18 protein-coding genes are annotated in these 17,217 nt (G+C 72.1%); 15 read left to right on the top strand and 3 right to left on the bottom strand.

Annotated features, from left to right (window positions below):
• Positions 1-9 precede the first annotated feature (9 nt).
• Positions 10-855: an alpha/beta fold hydrolase gene (locus OG230_RS33050; protein WP_328907430.1), complete on the bottom strand. Its 846-nt coding sequence runs from the start codon at positions 853-855 to the stop codon at positions 10-12.
• 67 nt (positions 856-922) lie between these two features.
• Positions 923-2,086, bottom strand: coding sequence for an ABC transporter ATP-binding protein (locus OG230_RS33055; RefSeq protein WP_328907431.1), 1,164 nt, complete (start codon positions 2,084-2,086; stop codon positions 923-925).
• 106 nt (positions 2,087-2,192) lie between these two features.
• On the opposite strand from OG230_RS33055, the gene OG230_RS33060 reads away from it, so the two are divergent.
• Complete coding sequence (locus OG230_RS33060; RefSeq protein WP_328907432.1) at positions 2,193-3,488, top strand: alpha/beta fold hydrolase; 1,296 nt, start codon at positions 2,193-2,195, stop codon at positions 3,486-3,488.
• Positions 3,489-3,562: 74 nt separating this feature from the next.
• Here the strand turns inward: OG230_RS33060 and OG230_RS33065 are convergent, their stop codons facing one another.
• The gene (locus OG230_RS33065) at positions 3,563-4,135 is read right to left on the bottom strand and encodes a rhodanese-like domain-containing protein (RefSeq protein WP_328907433.1); all 573 of its coding nucleotides are present in this window, start codon (positions 4,133-4,135) and stop codon (positions 3,563-3,565) included.
• A gap of 99 nt (positions 4,136-4,234) precedes the next feature.
• Between OG230_RS33065 and OG230_RS33070 the strand changes: the two genes are divergently transcribed.
• The 14 genes from OG230_RS33070 (at position 4,235) to OG230_RS33135 (ending at position 17,129) form a co-directional block, all read left to right on the top strand.
• Complete coding sequence (locus OG230_RS33070) at positions 4,235-4,513, top strand: metal-sensitive transcriptional regulator (protein ID WP_328907434.1); 279 nt, start codon at positions 4,235-4,237, stop codon at positions 4,511-4,513.
• 55 nt (positions 4,514-4,568) lie between these two features.
• Positions 4,569-5,300: a PIG-L deacetylase family protein gene (locus OG230_RS33075; protein ID WP_328907435.1), complete on the top strand. Its 732-nt coding sequence runs from the start codon at positions 4,569-4,571 to the stop codon at positions 5,298-5,300.
• Positions 5,301-5,476: 176 nt separating this feature from the next.
• Positions 5,477-6,076: a helix-turn-helix domain-containing protein gene (locus OG230_RS33080; RefSeq protein WP_328907436.1), complete on the top strand. Its 600-nt coding sequence runs from the start codon at positions 5,477-5,479 to the stop codon at positions 6,074-6,076.
• 100 nt (positions 6,077-6,176) lie between these two features.
• Positions 6,177-7,145, top strand: coding sequence for an NADPH:quinone oxidoreductase family protein (locus OG230_RS33085; protein ID WP_328907437.1), 969 nt, complete (start codon positions 6,177-6,179; stop codon positions 7,143-7,145).
• A complete protein-coding gene (locus OG230_RS33090; protein ID WP_328907438.1) occupies positions 7,142-8,332 on the top strand; it encodes an acyl-CoA dehydrogenase family protein in 1,191 nt (396 codons plus the stop codon). Before OG230_RS33085 ends, OG230_RS33090 begins: the two co-directional genes overlap by 4 nt.
• Positions 8,329-9,477 carry an acyl-CoA dehydrogenase family protein gene (locus tag OG230_RS33095; protein WP_328907439.1) on the top strand — a complete coding sequence of 383 codons (1,149 nt, stop codon included), beginning with the start codon at positions 8,329-8,331 and terminating at the stop codon, positions 9,475-9,477. The genes OG230_RS33090 and OG230_RS33095 overlap by 4 nt, the downstream gene beginning before the upstream one ends.
• 163 nt (positions 9,478-9,640) lie before the next feature.
• Positions 9,641-11,245, top strand: coding sequence for an ABC transporter substrate-binding protein (locus OG230_RS33100; protein WP_328907440.1), 1,605 nt, complete (start codon positions 9,641-9,643; stop codon positions 11,243-11,245).
• A 23-nt stretch (positions 11,246-11,268) separates the two neighbouring features.
• Positions 11,269-12,234, top strand: coding sequence for an ABC transporter permease (locus OG230_RS33105; RefSeq protein ID WP_328907441.1), 966 nt, complete (start codon positions 11,269-11,271; stop codon positions 12,232-12,234).
• A complete protein-coding gene (locus OG230_RS33110) occupies positions 12,227-13,084 on the top strand; it encodes an ABC transporter permease (protein ID WP_328907442.1) in 858 nt (285 codons plus the stop codon). The genes OG230_RS33105 and OG230_RS33110 overlap by 8 nt, the downstream gene beginning before the upstream one ends.
• 62 nt (positions 13,085-13,146) lie before the next feature.
• Positions 13,147-14,073, top strand: a complete 927-nt coding sequence (locus tag OG230_RS33115) for an ABC transporter ATP-binding protein (protein WP_328911611.1) — start codon at positions 13,147-13,149, stop codon at positions 14,071-14,073.
• Entirely contained in the window at positions 14,066-14,755 is a 690-nt protein-coding gene (locus tag OG230_RS33120; RefSeq protein ID WP_328907443.1) for an ABC transporter ATP-binding protein, read from the top strand. The genes OG230_RS33115 and OG230_RS33120 overlap by 8 nt, the downstream gene beginning before the upstream one ends.
• A gap of 269 nt (positions 14,756-15,024) precedes the next feature.
• Positions 15,025-15,903, top strand: coding sequence for a phosphatidylinositol-specific phospholipase C/glycerophosphodiester phosphodiesterase family protein (locus OG230_RS33125; RefSeq protein ID WP_328907444.1), 879 nt, complete (start codon positions 15,025-15,027; stop codon positions 15,901-15,903).
• A 136-nt stretch (positions 15,904-16,039) separates the two neighbouring features.
• Positions 16,040-16,234, top strand: a complete 195-nt coding sequence (locus tag OG230_RS33130; protein ID WP_328907445.1) for a hypothetical protein — start codon at positions 16,040-16,042, stop codon at positions 16,232-16,234.
• Positions 16,235-16,370: 136 nt separating this feature from the next.
• Positions 16,371-17,129: a hypothetical protein gene (locus OG230_RS33135; protein ID WP_328907446.1), complete on the top strand. Its 759-nt coding sequence runs from the start codon at positions 16,371-16,373 to the stop codon at positions 17,127-17,129.
• The last annotated feature ends 88 nt before the right edge of the window (positions 17,130-17,217 follow it).

Genomic DNA, 17,217 nt, shown 5'->3' on the forward strand with positions numbered 1-17,217 from the left:
TCCGTCAGTTCACCGCTGCGCGAGGAACGTCGAGACGGTCTCGGTGAAGCGGTGCGGGTCGTCGAGCCACGGGAAGTGGCCGGCCCCCGGCTGGACCGACTGCTCGGCCCGGGGAAGCAGTTCCGCGAACTCGGCGGCCACGCGGGGGAGTGGACCGCTGTCCAGTTCGCCCGCGAGAACGAGGACCCTCGCGTCCAGAGCGGCCAGGCCGGCGCGCGCCCCGGCGGGATCGAAGGCACCGGCCGAGCCGTACAGCCCGGCGGCCTCCTCGTTGCTCTGCTCGATGTCGGTCGCGGCGTGTGCCTGGGCTTCCGCGTCCCAACGCCCGTAGAAGAACGGCACGACGGCATCCCAGTCCGCGTCGTTGTCGGAGCCTGCCCAGATGCGCTCGTAGGCGGCGTGCGCGGTCTCGAACCACGGCTCGGCGGTGCGCAGGGCGAGTGCTTCCCGGCGGTGCGCCTCGGTGAAATCGACCCCGAGGGCCCGGGCGCGGGAGGTGATCAGCGTCAGTGTGCGGACGCGCTGTGGGTGCCGGGCCGCGTGGAGGAGGGCGAGATCGCCGCCCGCCGAGTGCGCGAGCACGTCGACACGGTCGAGCCCCAGGTGTTCCCGGAGGGCCTCGACATCGCCGACCTGGCGGTCGCAGCGGTACGTGGCAGGGTCGGCCGGGACGGCGGAGTCACCGGTGCCCCGCAGATCGAGCATGATCAGCCGGCGGTGCTTCGCCAGTCCGCCGAGGTCACCGAGGTAGGCGGACGCCCGCATGGGGCCGCCGGGCAGACAGAGCAACGGTTCCCCGTCACCCACGAGGTGATAGGCGAGTTCGGTTCCGTCGGGAGTGGTGAAGGTCGGCATGGGGCCATCCTCGGGGCCGCGCGACGATCACGGCAAGGGGATCGGACACCCTGCCGCGGTGTCGCCCCTACGCGTCCGCGACCGAGTCGAACGGCACCTCGCCGCGCCCGACGCCCTTCGCGTCCGCGTCCACCGAGCGTCGCAGTGCCTCGTGGAGCTTGGCCGGTGTCAGTACGCCGAGGAAGCGCGCCCCGTCCAGCACCGCGACCCATCCGGCATCGTGCTGGAGCATCTCGCTGAATGCCTGCTTCAGGGGAGCGCCGACCGGCACCCAGGCGTCCATGCGCCGGGCGAGTTCACCGACCGTGCCGTACTCCCCGGCGATGCGGAGCGCGTCCGCCGACACCCAGCCGTGCAGGTCGCCCTCGGCACTCAGGACCACCGCCCACCGCGCGCCGGACGCGTTGAGCCTCCCCGCCGCCGCGCGGGCCGGCTCGTCGAGCCGGGCGACCGGTGGCTCCTCCAGGTCCTCCGGCTCGACCGTCGTGACCGAGAGGCGCTTCAGGCCGCGGTCGGCGCCGACGAACCGGGCCACGTACGGGGTCGCGGGGGTGCCGAGCACCGCGGCCGGGCTGTCGAACTGCTCGATGCGCCCCTCCCCGTACACCGCGATCCGGTCGCCCATCCGCACGGCCTCCTCGATGTCGTGCGTCACCATCAGCACCGTCTTGCGTACGGTGGCCTGGAGGTTCAGGAACTCGTTCTGCAGCCGTTCGCGCACCACGGGGTCGACCGCTCCGAACGGCTCGTCCATCAGCAGCACCGGCGGGTCCGCGGCCAGCGCCCGCGCCACACCCACCCGTTGGCGCTGCCCGCCGGAGAGCTGGGCGGGGTAGCGGGAGCCGTACGTCCCGGGGTCGAGGCCCACGAGATCCAGCAGCTCCGCCGCCCGCTCCCGGGCCCTGCTCCGCTTCCAGCCGATCAGCGCGGGGACGGTCGCCGTGTTCTCCAGGACGGTCCGGTGCGGGAAGAGTCCGACCTGCTGGATGACATAGCCGATCCGGCGGCGGAGCTTCACGGGATCGATCGTGGAGATGTCCTCGCCGTCCACCAGGATGCGGCCCGATGTCGGTTCGATCAGCCGGTTGACCATCATCATCGTGGTCGTCTTGCCGCAGCCCGAGGGGCCGACGAGCGTGACCAGCTCGCCTTCGCCCACCTCGAAGGACAGGTGGTCGACCGCGGTCGTCCCGTCCGGGTAGACCTTGCCGACCTGCTCGAACCGGATCATGACTGCACGCTAGGAGCCTCCCGGGCGCGGCGCACACGGGCCGGGACTGTCCGAGTCACGCCCGTGTGCTGGACTGTCCTCGGAACATCGGATTCAGGAGCACCCTTTGAGCAGTTACCGGCAGCCCGGCGTCGTCTTCACCGACCGTCGCTTCACCGTCCCCCTCGACCACACGGACCCGGGCGGCGAGCAGATCGAGCTCTTCGGCCGGGAGGCCGTGGCGAGCGGCAGGACCGACGACGAGCTTCCGTGGCTGGTCTATCTGGAGGGCGGCCCCGGTTTCGGCGCGCGCCGCTTCGTCGGAACGGAAGCCTGGCTGGGCCGTGCGGTGCGCGAGTTCCGGGTGCTGCTGCTCGACCAGCGCGGTACGGGTCTCTCCACCCCGGCGAACCGGCAGACCCTCCCGCTGCGCGGTGGCCCCCGCGAGCAGGCCGACTATCTCGGCCACTTCCGGTCCGACAACATCGTCCGCGACTGCGAGCTGATCCGCCCCGGGCTGACCGGCGGCGAACCCTGGACCGTGCTCGGCCAGTCCTTCGGCGGATTCTGCGCGGTCCGCTATCTGTCCTCCGCCCCGGAAGGGCTCAAGGCGGTCCTGATCACCGGCGGGCTGCCGTCGCTCGACGCCCACGCGGACGACGTGTACCGCGCCGCGTACCCGCGGATCGAGCGGAAGGTCGCCGCCCACTACGCGCGCTACCCGCAGGACGTCGAGCGCGCCCGCGAGATCGCCGCATACCTCTCCGAGCATCGCCCCGAGAGCGCGGGCCACCGCCTGACGACGGAGGGATTCCAGTCCCTCGGCATCATGCTGGGCGGCGGCAGCGGCAGCCACCAGCTGCACTACCTGCTGGAGAACGCCTTCGTCCGTACGCCGTACGGCACCGAACTCTCTGACACCTTCCAGGAGGCCGTGCGCACGGCCAACTCCTTTGCAGGGCACCCGCTCTACGCGCTGATGCACGAGGCGATCTACGCACAGGGTGAGCGCCCGACCGGCTGGGCGGCCGAACGGGTCCGCGCCGAGTTCCCCGCGTTCGACGCGGCCGAGGCGCTCAAGGGGGAGGGGCCCGTCCTCTTCACCGGTGAGTCCATCCACCCCTGGCACTTCGAGGTGGACCCGGCCCTGCGGCCCCTGCGCGAGACCGCCGAGCTGCTCGCCGCACGTACCGACTGGGCCCCGCTCTACGACGCCGAACGGCTGGCGGCCAACGAGGTGCCGGTCGCCGCGGCGGTCTACCACGACGACATGTACGTCGACGCCGAGCACTCCCTGCGCACCGCCGCGTCGATCGGGGGCCTGCGCACCTGGGTGACGAACGAGTTCGAGCACGACGGGCTGCGGGCCGGCGGACCGCGCGTACTGGACCGGCTCCTCGCGCTGGTCAGGGACGAGGTCTGATCCGTACGGCCGTGTGAACCCGGGGGGCCCTGCCGCACGTCACGTGCGGCAGGACCCCCCGGTCCGCCCGCGTCTCACTTCTGGAGCGCGTCCAGCGTGGCGCCGAGGTCCGTGGCCGAGCGCGGCGCGCGGTTGTACGGGAGCTTCGACAGGGCCGCCGCCATGCCGCAGGTGTTGGTCACCGCGGAGAAGACGAGCCCGGATCCGATGCCCGCGGACAGCCAGCGGGCCGCGGGGAAGCGGGTGCCGGCCAGCAGCCCGGCCACCACCAGGGAACCGGCGGCGAGCCGCACCTGCCGCTCCATGGGCCAGGTGGAACGAGCGCCCTCGGGGCGGTCCAGGCCGTGTCCGTCGCCCTCCCAGGCGGACGTGCCGCCGAGCAGCGCGGCAGCGTCGATGTCGGCTCCCGAGAGGATCTCGCAGGCCCGCGTGGAACGGACGCCGGAGGCGCAGACCACGAGCAGGGCGCCCCGCGCGGCGGCGGCCTTGAGGGCGGGGACGGCCTCGGGGAGACGGTCCAGCGGGATGTTCAGCGCTCCGGGGACATGTCCGGAGGCGTACTCGCCGGGAGCCCGCACGTCGATGACGGTGAACTCCTCCAGACGGGCTGCGGCCTGCGCGGGGGAGAGGGAAGCGGGGCTGGTCACGATCTGAGATTCCTTTCGGTCACCGGGCCGGACGGGAGACTCGTTCTCTCCTGCCCCGGACAGGCTAGAATACCCTCTGGGGTATCCGGAGGAGGATGTGTGGAACTCGACATGGCGGCCGACGAGCTGAGATCGGTCCTCAATCGCCTGCGTCGCGCCCAGGGGCAGCTCAACGCGGTCATCAGGATGATCGAAGAGGGACGGGACTGCGAGGACGTCATCACGCAGATGGCCGCGGTCTCGCGCGCCCTCGACCGTGCCGGCTTCGCGATCATCGCGACGGGCCTGCAGCACTGCATGGCGGACGGGGCGGCCGAACCCGCCGACCGCGACCGGATGCGCGCCCGCCTGGAGAAGCTCTTCCTCTCCCTGGCCTGAGGCCGCCGCGGCGTCGATCACGGGTGATGAGGTCCGCCGCGGATAGCCTGCGGCCATGACGCAGCAGTTGGAACCCATGCCCACGGACTGGCAGCGCGCACTGGCCGTCGTCGCCCACCCCGACGACCTGGAGTACGGCTGTTCCGCGGCCGTCGCGAGCTGGACCGACGGCGGACGCGAGGTCGTCTACCTCCTGGCCAGCCGCGGTGAGGCGGGTATCGACACGATCGCCCCGCAGGAGTGCGCGCCGCTGCGGGAGCGCGAGCAGCGGGCGAGTGCCGCCGTCGTCGGAGTCGACACGGTGGAGTTCCTGGACCACCGGGACGGGGTCATCGAGTACGGCACGCGGCTGCGCCGCGACATCGCCGCCGCCATCCGCCGTCACCGCCCCGAACTGCTCATCACCCTCAACCACCGCGACACCTGGGGCGGCGTCGCCTGGAACACGCCCGACCATCGCGCGGTCGGCCGGGCCACCCTGGACGCGGCGGCCGACGCGGGGAACCGGTGGATCTTCCCGGAGCTGACCGAGGAGGGGCTCGCGCCGTGGGACGGCGTGCGCTGGGTCGCCGTCGCGGGTACCGACCGGCCCACCCACGCGGTGGACGCGCGTGAGGGTTTCGAGCGGTCCGTGGAGTCCTTGCTGGCCCACCGGACCTACATCGAGGTGCTGACGGAGGAAGACCCCGAGGCGTACTGCCGCACCTTCCTGGCCGGAATGTCCCAGGCCGCCGCGAGCCGGTTCGGGGGGCGGCCCGCGGTCACCTTCGAGATGTTCGCCCGTTGAGTCGGGCGTCCGTGGGAGAGGGATCCTCAGGGCGGCGCCGCAGAGCGCCGAGGTGATCGTCGGCCGGCGCCGTGACTGAGATGTTCTCGATCGCCGGGCGGTCCCCGCATGGCGGGCCGTCCGGCGATCCTCGTACGTGATTGACAAAGTCGTTTGCCGATCCTGCAATGGTCGGTATGAACGAACAGCACCGGGACGACCCGGAAATCGACGCCGTGCTCACCGGTGTGGGGCCCCGGCTGCGCCGTCTGCGCAAGGAGCGTGATGTCACGCTCGCCGCGCTCTCCGCGGCCACCGGCATCTCCGTGTCCACGCTCTCGCGGCTGGAGTCCGGCGGCCGGCGCCCCAGCCTCGAACTCCTGCTCCCCATCGCGCGCGCCCACGAGGTCCCGCTCGACGACCTCATCGGCGCCCCGCCCGTCGGCGACCCCCGGGTCAGGATCAAGCCGATCGTCCACGAAGGCCGGACCGTGCTGCCGCTGACCGCCAGGCCGGGAGGACTCCAGGCGTTCAAGGTCGTGCACTGGGCGGGCTGCACGGAGGTGCCGGAGCAGCGCACGCACGAGGGGTACGAGTGGCTGTACGTGCTCTCCGGGACGCTGCGGCTGCTGCTGGCCGAACACGACCTGGTGCTGGGAGCCGGCGAGGCGGCCGAGTTCGACACGCGGCTGCCGCACTGGTTCGGGCCGGTGGGGGACCAGCCGGTGGAGTATCTGAGCCTGTTCGGGCCCCAGGGGGAGCGTATGCACGTCAAGGCCAGACCGAAGCGGGCGTGAGCCGTCCGTCACCTGGCGCCAGGGTGTTCCCAGACGGGCAAGCGACCGCTTAGTATGCGCCGGAGCAGTGGTAATGCCGACAGTGTTGTGGAGGCCCCTCATGCAGGCATGGCGAGTGCACCGGAACGGCGAGCCGAGCGAGGTGATGGAGCTCGAAGAGACGGACCGCCCCACCCCCGGGGACGGGCAGGTGCTGCTCAGGGTGCGCGCGGCGAACATCAACTTCCCCGACGCGCTGCTCTGCCGGGGGCAGTACCAGGTACGGCCCCCGCTGCCGTTCACGCCGGGCGTGGAGATCTGCGGGGAGACCGAGGACGGACGCAGGGTGCTCGCCACCCCCGCCCTGCCCGGCGGCGGCTTCGCCGAGTACGTCGTCGCGGACGAGGCGGCCCTGCTGCCCGCCCCCGACGCACTGGACGACGCCGAAGCCGCGGCGCTGCACATCGGCTATCAGACGGGCTGGTTCGGACTTCACCGGCGCGCACACCTCCGGGCCGGCGAGACGCTGCTCGTGCACGCGGCGGCGGGCGGGGTCGGCAGCGCGGCCGTCCAGCTCGGCAAGGCCGCGGGTGCCACGGTCATCGGAGTCGTCGGAGGTCCGGAGAAGGCCCGCATCGCCCGCGAGCTGGGCTGCGACGTGGTCATCGACCGGCACAGCGAGGACATCGTCGCGGTCGCCAAGGAGGCCACCGGCGGACGCGGTGCCGATGTCGTCTACGACCCGGTCGGCGGCGACGCCTACGCCAAGTCCGTGAAGTGCATCGCCTTCGAGGGGCGTGTCGTCGTCGTGGGCTTCGCGAGCGGCACCATTCCCGCGCCGGGTCTGAACCACGCCCTCGTGAAGAACTACTCGATCGTCGGCCTCCACTGGGGCCTGTACAACACCAAGGACCCCGCCGCCGTGCGCGCCTGTCACGAGGAGCTCACCAAGCTCGCCACGCAGGGCGTCATCAAGCCGCTGGTCAGCGAGCGTGTCGGCATGGAGGGCGCGGCGAGCGCCGTCCAGCGTGTCGCCGACGGCACGAGCACCGGCCGCGTGGTCGTCCTCCCGTCAGGAGCCGCCCGATGACCGTCACCTTTCCCGCAGCCGAAATCCGCCGCCGCACCCGCGAGTTGCTGGCCGCTCACCCGCCGGCCACCACGGACCGCACCGAGTTCCTGAAGGCCCGGTTCGACGCCGGTCTCGCCTGGATCCACTACCCGGTCGGCCTCGGCGGACTCGACGCCCCCCGCTTCCTCCAGCACGTCGTCGACTCCGAACTCGCCGAGGCGGGGGCCCCCGACAACGACCCGCGGCGCATCGGCATCGGCCTCGGCATGGCGGCCCCGACCGTCCTCCGCTACGGGACCGACGAGCAGAAGGAGCGCTTCCTGCGTCCCCTCTGGGTCGGCGAGGAGGTCTGGTGCCAGCTGTTCAGTGAGCCGGGAGCGGGCTCCGACCTGGCGGCGCTCGGGACGCGCGCGGTGCGCGACGGCGATTCCTGGGTCGTGGACGGCCAGAAGGTCTGGACGTCCAGCGCCCATGTGGCCCGCTGGGCGATCCTGATCGCCCGCACCGACCCGGACCTCCCCAAGCACCGGGGCATCAGCTACTTCATCTGCGACATGACCGACCCCGGCGTCGAGGTCCGGCCGCTGCGGCAGATCACCGGAGAGGCCGAGTTCAACGAGGTCTTCCTGACCGGTGTACGCATCCCGGACAGCAGGCGGCTCGGCCCGGTCGGTGACGGCTGGAAGGTCGCCCAGACCACGCTCATGAACGAGCGTGTCTCCATCGGCGGAGCCCGTATCCCGCGCGAGGGCGGAATGATCGGCACCGTCGCACGGACCTGGCGCGAACGGCCCGAACTGCGCACCCATGACCTGCATCAGCGTCTCCTCACCCTCTGGGTGGAGGCCGAGGTGGCCCGGCTCAGCGGCGAACGGCTGCGTCAGCAGCTCATGGCAGGACAGCCCGGCCCCGAAGGGTCGGCCATGAAGCTCGCTTTCGCCCGCCTCAACCAGCAGATCAGCGGGCTCGAAGTCGAACTGCTCGGCGAAGAGGGCCTGTTGTACAGCGACTGGACCATGAACCGCCCGGAGCTGGTCGACTTCACCGGACGCGACGCCGGCTACCGCTATCTGCGCTCCAAGGGCAACTCCATCGAAGGCGGTACGAGCGAAGTGCTGCTGAACATCGTCGCCGAGCGTGTGCTCGGGCTGCCCCCCGAGCCGCGCAACGACAAGGACGTCGCCTGGAAGGACCTCTCCCGATGACCGCACAGACCCCGCAGCCGGCGCAGGACGAACCGATCCCGATGCCCGTCCTCCTGTACTCCGAGGACGAGGAGGACCTGCGCGCCGCCGTGCGCGCACTGCTGGCCGACCGTGCCGACGCGCCGGGCGTCATCGCCCGCGTCGAGTCCGACACGCCGTACGACCCCCGGCTCTGGAAGGCGCTCGCCGCCGACATCGGTGCGGCCGGACTGCTCGTACCGGAGAAGCTCGGCGGTCAGGGCGCCTCGTACCGTGAGGCCGCCGTGGTCCTGGAGGAACTCGGCCGCAGCGTCGCCCCCGTGCCGTATCTGACGAGTTCGGTCGTCGCGACCGAGGTGCTGCTCGCGCTGGCCGCGCAGGACGGTCCCGTCGTCGAGCTGCTGGGCGAACTGGCCGCGGGGCGCAGGACGGCGGCCCTCGCGGTGCCGTTCTCCGCGCCGGCAGCCGACGAGGCGCAGCCGGCGAGCGCCGTGACCGGCAGGCTGGAGGGGACCGTCACCGGTGTCGCCGACGCGGCCACCGCCGATGTGCTGCTCGTCCCCACCACCGACGGTCTGTACGCGGTCGAGACCTCGGCGGACGGGGTCACCGTCGAACCGCTCGTCGCACTCGACCTGACCCGCCCGCTGGCCACCGTCGTCCTGGACGGCGCGACCGGAGTGCGCGTCGCCGACGCCGCGTCAGCGGTTCCGGCGGTGGGGCGCGGACTGCTCGTGGGCGCCGGGCTCCTCGCCTCCGAACAGCTCGGTATCGCCGAGTGGTGTCTCACCGAGACGGTCCGGTACACCCGTGAACGCCACCAGTTCAACCGGCCGGTGGGCTCGTTCCAGTCGCTCAAGCACCGGATGGCGCAGCTCTGGCTGGAGATCGTCTCGGCCCGCGCCGCGGCCCGCAACGCGGCGGGCGAGCTGGCCACGGGCAGCCCGGACGCGCCGCTCGCGGTGGCCGTGGCGCAGGCGTACTGCTCGGGGGTTGCGGTCCACGCCGCCGAGGAGTGCGTTCAGTTGCACGGCGGGATCGGCATGACCTGGGAGCACCCCGCGCATCTGTATCTGAAGCGGGCCAAGGCCGATTCGATCGCCTACGGCACGGCAGGCCGCCACCGCGAGGTCATCGCGGAGCTCGTCGAGCTGCCGGCGCCGTAACCGAACCGGCCCACCGGGCACCGGAGTCACGGGCGGGGGTACGCGTAGGCGTACCCCCGCTCCGTCATGTCCGGCGAGGCCGCCTGTCGCGCCCCCCTGCCTGTGCTGTTTAATTGCGAAGCGTTCGCAATAACGGTGGATCTTCAATAGGGGTGTGCAGCGTATGAGGGCCCGATCGGTACGGGGAGGGGTCGCGCTCGCGCTGGCGACCGTGCTCTCGATCACCGCGGCAGCCTGCTCGAATCCGGGCAGTTCGGACAAGGGTTCCGCCTCCGCGGACTCCGCGGTCGTGGGGATCGCGTACGAGCCCGACAGCCTCAGCCCCCTGCTCGGCTACGGCAAGGACGGCAACTCCAAGATATTCGACGGGCTGCTCGCCCTCGACGGGAACATGGAGCTGAAGCCCGCGCTCGCCACCGCGCTGCCGGACGTGGCCGACGACGGGCTCACGTACACGTACAAGCTCCGCCAGGGCGTGAAGTTCAGCGACGGCGAGCCGTTCGGGGCCAAGGACGTCGTCTTCACCTACCGGACCATCCTGGACAAGAAGACGAACAACCCGTCACGCACCGAGCTGGACGCCGTCAAGGACGTCGAAGCCGTCGGTGACGACACCGTCGTCTTCACGCTCGCGTACCCGTACGCGCCCTTCGCTCGGCGCACCGTCCTGCCCATCGCCCCCGAACACGTCGCGGGCCGGCAGGACGTCAACAGCGGCAGCTTCACCACGCGGCCCATCGGTACCGGCCCCTACGTGCTCACCAAGTGGTCCAAGGGCGAGAAGCTGAGCTTCCGGGCCAACCCCGGCTACTGGGGCGGTGCGCCGAAGGTGAAGAGGTTCACCATGGCGATCATCAAGGACGACGACGTGCGCGCCACGCGGCTGCGCTCCGGCGACCTCGACGGCGCGATACTCCCGCCCAACCTCGCCGAGGGCTTCGAGGGCGGGAGCGGACTCAGCACGTACACGGCGAAGACGTACGACTACCGCACGGTGACCCTTCCGACGCACAACAAGGTCGCCGGTGACCGCGCGGTCCGGCGCGCCCTCGACATCGCCGTCGACCGCGAGGCCATGGTCGACGCGATCCTCAACGGCGCGGGCAAGCCCGCATACGGCCCCGTCCCCACCGACAGCGAGTGGTTCGCCGAGGGCACCGAACGCGCCCACGACCTCGACGCGGCGAAGAAGTTCCTCGACGAAGCGGGCTGGAAGCCCGGCAAGGACGGCGTCCGCACCAAGGACGGTGTGCGCGCGGCCTTCCCGCTCTGGTACCTGACGGGCGACAAGCTCCGCCAGGAACACGCCCTCGCCTACGCCTCCGACGCCAGGAAGGCGGGCATCGACATCACCACCGAGGCCGGCACCTGGGAAGTCATCCAGCCCCGGATGAAGCAGGACGCCGTCCTCGCGGGCGGCGGATCCCCCGCCGACCCCGACTTCGACCAGTACACCCTGCTGAAGTCCGATCTGGCGGGCGACGGCTTCAACAACATGGCCCGGTACGACAACAAGGCCGTCGACGCGGCCGTCGAGGCGGGCCGCAGGAGCGGCGACCCCGCCGCCCGCAAGGCCGCGTACGACACCGTGCAGCGCGAACTCGCCAAGGACCCCGGCTACACCTTCCTCACCCACATCGACCACGTGTACGTCGTCGGCAGCCGCTTCGGCGCGCTCACCACCCAGGTCGAGCCGCACGACCACGGCCTGGCCTCCGGCCCCTGGTGGAACGTCGAGAAGTGGACCCCCGAGGGCGCGGACAAGTGAGCCCTCACCTCCCCTGGGGGCCGATGGCACGGATGACGGCACGGCGGGCCCTGTCCGCCGTGCCCGTCCTCATCGCCGTCACCTTCGGCGTCTTCGCCGTCGCCGCCGCGTCCCCCTTCGACCCCGTCAAGGCGTACGCGGGCACCGCGGGCCTCACCGCGTCACAGGAGAACCTCGACCAGCTGCGGGCCAACCTCGGCGTCGACCAGCCACTGGTCACCCGCTGGTGGGACTGGCTGACGTCCGCCGTCCAGGGCGATCTCGGCGACTCCACCGTGATGCGCATGCCCGTCGCCGACGTCATCGGCGAACGCCTCGGCTGGTCCCTGCTTCTCGCCACCTGCGCGTTCCTCGTCGCCATCCTGCTCGGCACCGCACTCGGCGTCCTGGCGGCCCGCCGCCCCGGCGGCGCGCTCGACCGGTGCGTCAGCTCCGCCGCGTACACCCTGGAGGCGGCACCCGCCTTCTGGCTCGGGCTGCTCGCCATCTGGTTCTTCGCCCTGGAGCTCGACATCCTCCCGGCCGGGGGACTCACCGACGCCGCGAGCGACACCGTCACCTTCGGCCAGGTCGCCACCCACCTGGTGCTGCCCGCCGCCGTCCTCGGCATCTCCCAACTGCCGTGGTTCTTCCTGTACGTACGCCAGGGAGTCACCGACGCCCTGGACGAGGACCCGGTACGCGGCGCCCGCGCCCGCGGACTGCGCGAACGCACCGTGCTGCTGGGCCACGCACTGCGCTCCGGAATGCTGCCGATGCTCACGCTCATCGGCTCCCGTGTCCCCGAACTCATCACCGGCGCCCTGCTCGTCGAGACGGTCTTCAGCTGGCCGGGAATCGCCGCGGCCACGGTGCAGGCCGCCACCTCCGTGGACTTCTCGCTGCTCGCCGCCCTCACGGTGCTCGCCACCGCGGCCGTGCTCCTCGGGAACCTCCTCTCCGACCTGCTGTACGGACTCGCCGACCCGAGAGTGGGCTTCGATGGCTGACCTCGCACTCCGGCCCGCACGCGGCGCCGCGCGCCGCACCCGCGTGGTCGCCTCGGCCGGCATCCTCGTCGCGGTGGCGCTCGCCGTCCTCCTCGTGCCCCCGCTGGTCCAGCTCGACCAGCAGGCCGTCGACCTCGCGGCCAAGCTCCAGCCACCGTCCCTCGCCCACCCGTTCGGCACGGACGACGTCGGCCGGGACCTGCTGCTCCGCTGTGTGTACGGGCTGCGGGTCTCGCTGCTCGTCGGACTCGTCGCCGCCCTCACCGCCACCGTCATCGGCACGGCGGTCGGCGCCCTCGCCGCGGCGTTCGGCGGCTGGACCGACCGGGTCGTCATGCGCCTCGTCGACACTTTCTCGTCCATCCCGCACCTGCTGCTCGGCATCTTCGTCGTGGCGATGTTCCGGCCCGGTGTCTGGCCGGTGATCGTGTCGGTGGCGCTGACCCACTGGCTGTCCACCGCGCGGATCGTCCGCTCGGAGGTGCTGTCGCTGCGCTCGCGCCCGTTCGTCGACGCGGCGATCTCCGGCGGCGCCTCGCGGGGGCGGGTCATCGTGCGTCATCTGCTGCCCGGAGTGCTGCCGCAGGCCGGACTCGCGGCCGTGCTCATGGTGCCGCACGCCATGTGGCACGAGTCCGCGCTGTCCTTCCTCGGCCTCGGCCTGCCCACCCATCAGGCGAGCCTCGGCAATCTCGTGCAGTCGGCGCGGGGTTCCCTGCTGGCCGGGGACTGGTGGCCCACCCTCTTCCCCGGCCTTTTCCTGATCGTTCCGACCCTCGCCCTGGCGGGGCTCGCCGGCGCCTGGCGGGAGCGGATCAACCCGCGCCGCCGATCGGAGCTGATGCTGTGAAGACACCCCTGACGCCCTCACCGCCCGTGCTCTCCGTGGCAGGGCTCTCCGTCCGCTTCCGGATGCGGGGCGGCCGGCACGTCGCCGCGGTCACCGGCGCCACCTTCGACCTCGCGGCGGGGGAGTGCCTCGCCCTGGTCGGGGAGAGCGGCTGCGGCAAGTCCGTACTCGCCTCGGCGCTGCTCGGGCTGCTGCCCGCGAACGCCGAGACCACCGGGGCCGCGGTGCTCGAAGGAGACACCGACCTGCTGACCGCGGGCGAACGCACCCTCGCCCGCACCGTGCGGGGCCGCCGGATCGGACTCGTACCGCAGAGCCCCGCGGCGCACCTCACCCCCGTACGCACGGTCCGCGCCCAGCTGGAGGAGACCCTTCGCGAGCTGACCGGCGTACGGGGACCCGCCGTGCGCCCGGCGGCGCAGGCGGCGGCCGAACGTGCCGCGTTCCCCGCCGGTCACCTCGACCGCTACCCGCACGAACTCTCCGGCGGTCTCGCCCAGCGCGCCGCGACCGCGCTCGCCCTCGTCGGCGACGCCCCGCTGCTCCTCGCCGACGAGCCCACCACCGGGCTCGACCGCGAACTCGTCGAGCGAACCGTCGACGAGCTGCGCCGCCATACCGACGGAGGCCGGGCGTTGCTGATCATCACCCACGATCTGGCGGCGGCCGAGCGGATCGCCGACCGGGTCGCCGTGATGTACGCGGGGCGCATCGTCGAACTCGCCGACGCCGCCCGCTTCTTCGGCCGGCCGGGTCCCCGTCACCCCTACGCGCGCGGCCTGCTGAACGCCCTTCCGGAACGGGAGTTCACCCCGGTCCCCGGCATGCCGCCGGAGCTCGGTGCCCTGCCCGAAGGATGCGCCTTCGCCGCCCGCTGCGCCCGCGCCGACGAACTGTGCGGGCAACAGCCGTCGTTCGACGACGGAGTGGCCTGTCACCACGTATCCGGTGACGGCGTCCGCCGAGCCGAGGAGTCCGCCGATGCTTGAACTCAGCCGTATCACCGCCGGATACGACCGGCGCGACCCGGTCGTGCGCGACGTCTCGCTGAGCGTCGCCCACGGGGAGTCCGTCGGTCTGCTCGGCCCCAGCGGCTGCGGAAAGTCGACCCTGGCGAGGGTCGCGGCGCTGCTGCACCGTCCCGACGCCGGCTCCGTCACTCTGGACGGCGCTCCGGTACGGGGCTGGCGCCACCGTGCCCCGCAGGCCCAGCGCACCGCGGTGGGCGTCGTCTTCCAGCAGCCGCGCCTGTCCGCCGACCCCCGGCTGAGCCTGCGCGAGCTCATCGCCCAGCCGCTGAGGTCCACCGGGCGGCGCAGTGAAGTGGCTGAACGGGTGGGGGAGTTGGCCCGTGAGGTCGGCCTCACCGGGGAGCTGTTGGGACGCCGCCCGCACGCGGTCAGCGACGGACAGCTGCAACGGGCCTGTCTCGCCCGCGCCCTGGTGCTCCGGCCGGGGCTGCTGATCTGCGACGAGATGACCGCGATGCTCGACGCCTCGACCACCGCCGCCCTGGTCGCGGTCGTGGAGGCGTACCGCGAGGAGTCCGGAGCGGCGTTGCTGGCCGTGGGCCACGACCGGGTGCTTCTGGAGCGCTGGTGCGACCGGACGGTCCACTGGGGCGAACCGGACCGGCAGCGCGGACTCGCCGGTGCCCTGAGCCCGGCATGATCCGAACGGCAGGCCGTTTCCGCAGAGTCCCGCCCGGCCGACGGCTCTCCGGTCACGGCCGGGCGCGTCGGGCGCACGGGTGCGGTGCCCGCCTCAACCGGCCTCCTGTGGACCGGCCCTGACCGGGAAACGGCAGACGCGGCGCAGTCGACGCGTGGGCGACGACCGCTCCAACTCTTGGCAGGTACCTGCCTTTAGAGGCCGGTGCGGCCCCATACTCGGTCGCGTCCACTCCTCCGGACGCCGCCACTTCGCTTCAGGGAGACCCCATGGCATACCTGACCCGTCGCAGAGTCGTCACCACCGCGCTCGCCACCGCGGCCGTGGGCGCCGTGATTCCCGCGCAGGCGGCTGCGGCCTCCACCGGCCGGCCGGGCCCGCGCCCGCTGGCCCACGCCCACGCGCACAACGACTACCTGCACGCGCGCCCGCTGCACGACGCACTCGACCACGGATTCACCAGCGTCGAGGCGGACATCTTCCTCGTCGGCGGCGAACTGCTCGTGGCCCATGAACCCGCCGGGCTCGACCCCACCCGCACCCTCGCCTCGCTCTACCTCGACCCGCTGCTGGCACGCGTCACGGCGAACCACGGTTCCGTCCACGCCGGACACCGAGCCCCGCTGCAACTGCTGATCGACATCAAGAACGAGGGCGCGGCCACGTACGCCGAACTCGACCGGCAGCTCCAGCCCTACCGCAAGATCCTGACCCGCTTCAGGAACGGCCGCGTCCACACCGGCGCGGTCACCCCCGTCATCTCCGGCGACCGCGCCGCGCGCGTGCCCATGGAGGCCCAGCGGACCCGGTACGCCTTCTACGACGGCCGGCTCGACGACCTCACCGGGCCGGCGACCGCCTCCTTCATCCCGCTCGTCAGCAGCAACTGGACCCAGAGCTTCCTCTGGCAGGGCACCGGCCCCTTCCCCGCGGCCGAGCGGGACAGGCTCCGCACCCTCGTCGACGCCGCGCACCGCCAGGGCCGCCGCGTCCGCTTCTGGGCCACGCCCGACGTGCCGGGCCCGGCACGCGAAGCCGTATGGACGGAGCTCCTCGCGGCAGGGGTCGACCACCTCAACACCGATGACCTGGCCGGACTCGAAAAGTTCCTGCGCGACCGGGAGAGGGACGGGCGCGCCACTGCCTGACCGCCCACCCGGCGCCGAAACGGTCACACCCAGTCAACACCCGTTCGGCGGACACGCCAGTGCGCCGGATGGCCCCTCCGCTACGCCACACTGGCGGCCGAATGCCGCAATTCCGGCGCGGCGGAGGAGGTTGGCCATGGCCATTTCGATCTCACTGGTGCTGCTCCTGCTGATCCTCGCAGTGATCTTCCTGCGCAACGGAGGACTGAAGGTCTCGCACGCCCTAGTCTGCGCCCTGCTCGGGTTCTTCCTCGCGGGCACGAGCATGGCGCCGACCATCCAGGAGGGAATCACCGCCACGACGAACGTCGTGAGCAGCCTGCACCCCTGACCTGCGGCTGACCTGCTGCGTTTCGCCCCGACCACCTCTTTCCGTTACGTGTCGCCGCCCGATACGGGACAATGGCGACGGAACCCGGCCGCGCACTGCTCCGGACGGCCCCGCCACGTATCTGGAGAACGCAGCAATGTCCTTCCCACCCCCCGGACGGCAGTCGGGCGCCGCCCACCACGAGTACTGCAACACCGGGCTCTGCTGCCGCTGCCAGCAGCGGACCTGGACGACGAAGGTGGGCAACGAACGCCTCTGCGGGCTGTGCGCCGCCTGCTGCCGGGAATGCGGCAGGTCCCCCGCACCCCACCTGGACGGGCTGAACGACGGGCTCTGCGGAGAGTGCCGGGGTCTGTGCGGGCGCTGCCACACCCCGATGCCGCCCGAGGGCGAATGCGGATGCCGGACCTGGCACCAGAGGGCGGGATCGGACCCGGTCGGCTACGTCCTGCGCGCCATTCCGCAGCCGCTGACGCAGGCGCTCGGCCGCCGGATGCCGCAGGAGATCCACGAGCTGATCCATCAGGAGCTGGGCCGCCGCACGCCCGCCCAGCTCGTGGACCGGATGGAACGCCGGTGGAACACACGCTGGTCCCACGCCCTGCACGAGAAGGACGAGGACGGCCGCCGCCGCTGGAGCGTCGAGGCGATCGCGGAGCAGCTGCTCCAGCCGGGCCACTGCTCCGACCCGCAGTGCGAGGACGGCTACCTGGTCACCACCGATACGCCGTGCGTACGGTGCCAGCACCCCACGCACCGTTTCGTCACCGCGGTGGCCGACCGTACGGCGACCTCCGCGCACGCGCGGGCCACGGCGGCCGAGATCAGGCGGGCGCTGCTGGACAACCGCTCCCGCAAGCAGCACCCGAAGCCCCCGCAGAGGCCGCAGCGCTGATCGTTGCGGGGGCGTGAAGCGGTCATGGCCTCCCCGTTTCAATTTCCTCGGGGGCCCGCATTTCCATGGACACCTCAAGGGGCTCGCC

The organism is Streptomyces sp. NBC_00234 (genome assembly GCF_036195325.1).
Lineage (GTDB): Bacteria > Actinomycetota > Actinomycetes > Streptomycetales > Streptomycetaceae > Streptomyces.

Excerpts from the sequence above, each read along its gene's own strand:
- OG230_RS33135 (WP_328907446.1), top strand. The coding sequence starts at position 16,371 with ATGTCCTTCCCACCCCCCGGACGGCAGTCGGGCGCCGCCCACCACGAG.
- OG230_RS33115 (WP_328911611.1), top strand. The coding sequence starts at position 13,147 with ATGCGGGGCGGCCGGCACGTCGCCGCGGTCACCGGCGCCACCTTCGAC.
- OG230_RS33075 (WP_328907435.1), top strand. The coding sequence starts at position 4,569 with ATGACGCAGCAGTTGGAACCCATGCCCACGGACTGGCAGCGCGCACTG.
- OG230_RS33130 (WP_328907445.1), top strand. The coding sequence starts at position 16,040 with ATGGCCATTTCGATCTCACTGGTGCTGCTCCTGCTGATCCTCGCAGTG.
- OG230_RS33090 (WP_328907438.1), top strand. The coding sequence starts at position 7,142 with ATGACCGTCACCTTTCCCGCAGCCGAAATCCGCCGCCGCACCCGCGAG.
- OG230_RS33095 (WP_328907439.1), top strand. The coding sequence starts at position 8,329 with ATGACCGCACAGACCCCGCAGCCGGCGCAGGACGAACCGATCCCGATG.
- OG230_RS33100 (WP_328907440.1), top strand. The coding sequence starts at position 9,641 with ATGAGGGCCCGATCGGTACGGGGAGGGGTCGCGCTCGCGCTGGCGACC.
- OG230_RS33085 (WP_328907437.1), top strand. The coding sequence starts at position 6,177 with ATGCAGGCATGGCGAGTGCACCGGAACGGCGAGCCGAGCGAGGTGATG.
- OG230_RS33125 (WP_328907444.1), top strand. The coding sequence starts at position 15,025 with ATGGCATACCTGACCCGTCGCAGAGTCGTCACCACCGCGCTCGCCACC.
- OG230_RS33110 (WP_328907442.1), top strand. The coding sequence starts at position 12,227 with ATGGCTGACCTCGCACTCCGGCCCGCACGCGGCGCCGCGCGCCGCACC.
- OG230_RS33120 (WP_328907443.1), top strand. The coding sequence starts at position 14,066 with ATGCTTGAACTCAGCCGTATCACCGCCGGATACGACCGGCGCGACCCG.
- OG230_RS33105 (WP_328907441.1), top strand. The coding sequence starts at position 11,269 with ATGGCACGGATGACGGCACGGCGGGCCCTGTCCGCCGTGCCCGTCCTC.
- OG230_RS33050 (WP_328907430.1), bottom strand. The coding sequence starts at position 855 with ATGCCGACCTTCACCACTCCCGACGGAACCGAACTCGCCTATCACCTC.
- OG230_RS33080 (WP_328907436.1), top strand. The coding sequence starts at position 5,477 with ATGAACGAACAGCACCGGGACGACCCGGAAATCGACGCCGTGCTCACC.
- OG230_RS33055 (WP_328907431.1), bottom strand. The coding sequence starts at position 2,086 with ATGATCCGGTTCGAGCAGGTCGGCAAGGTCTACCCGGACGGGACGACC.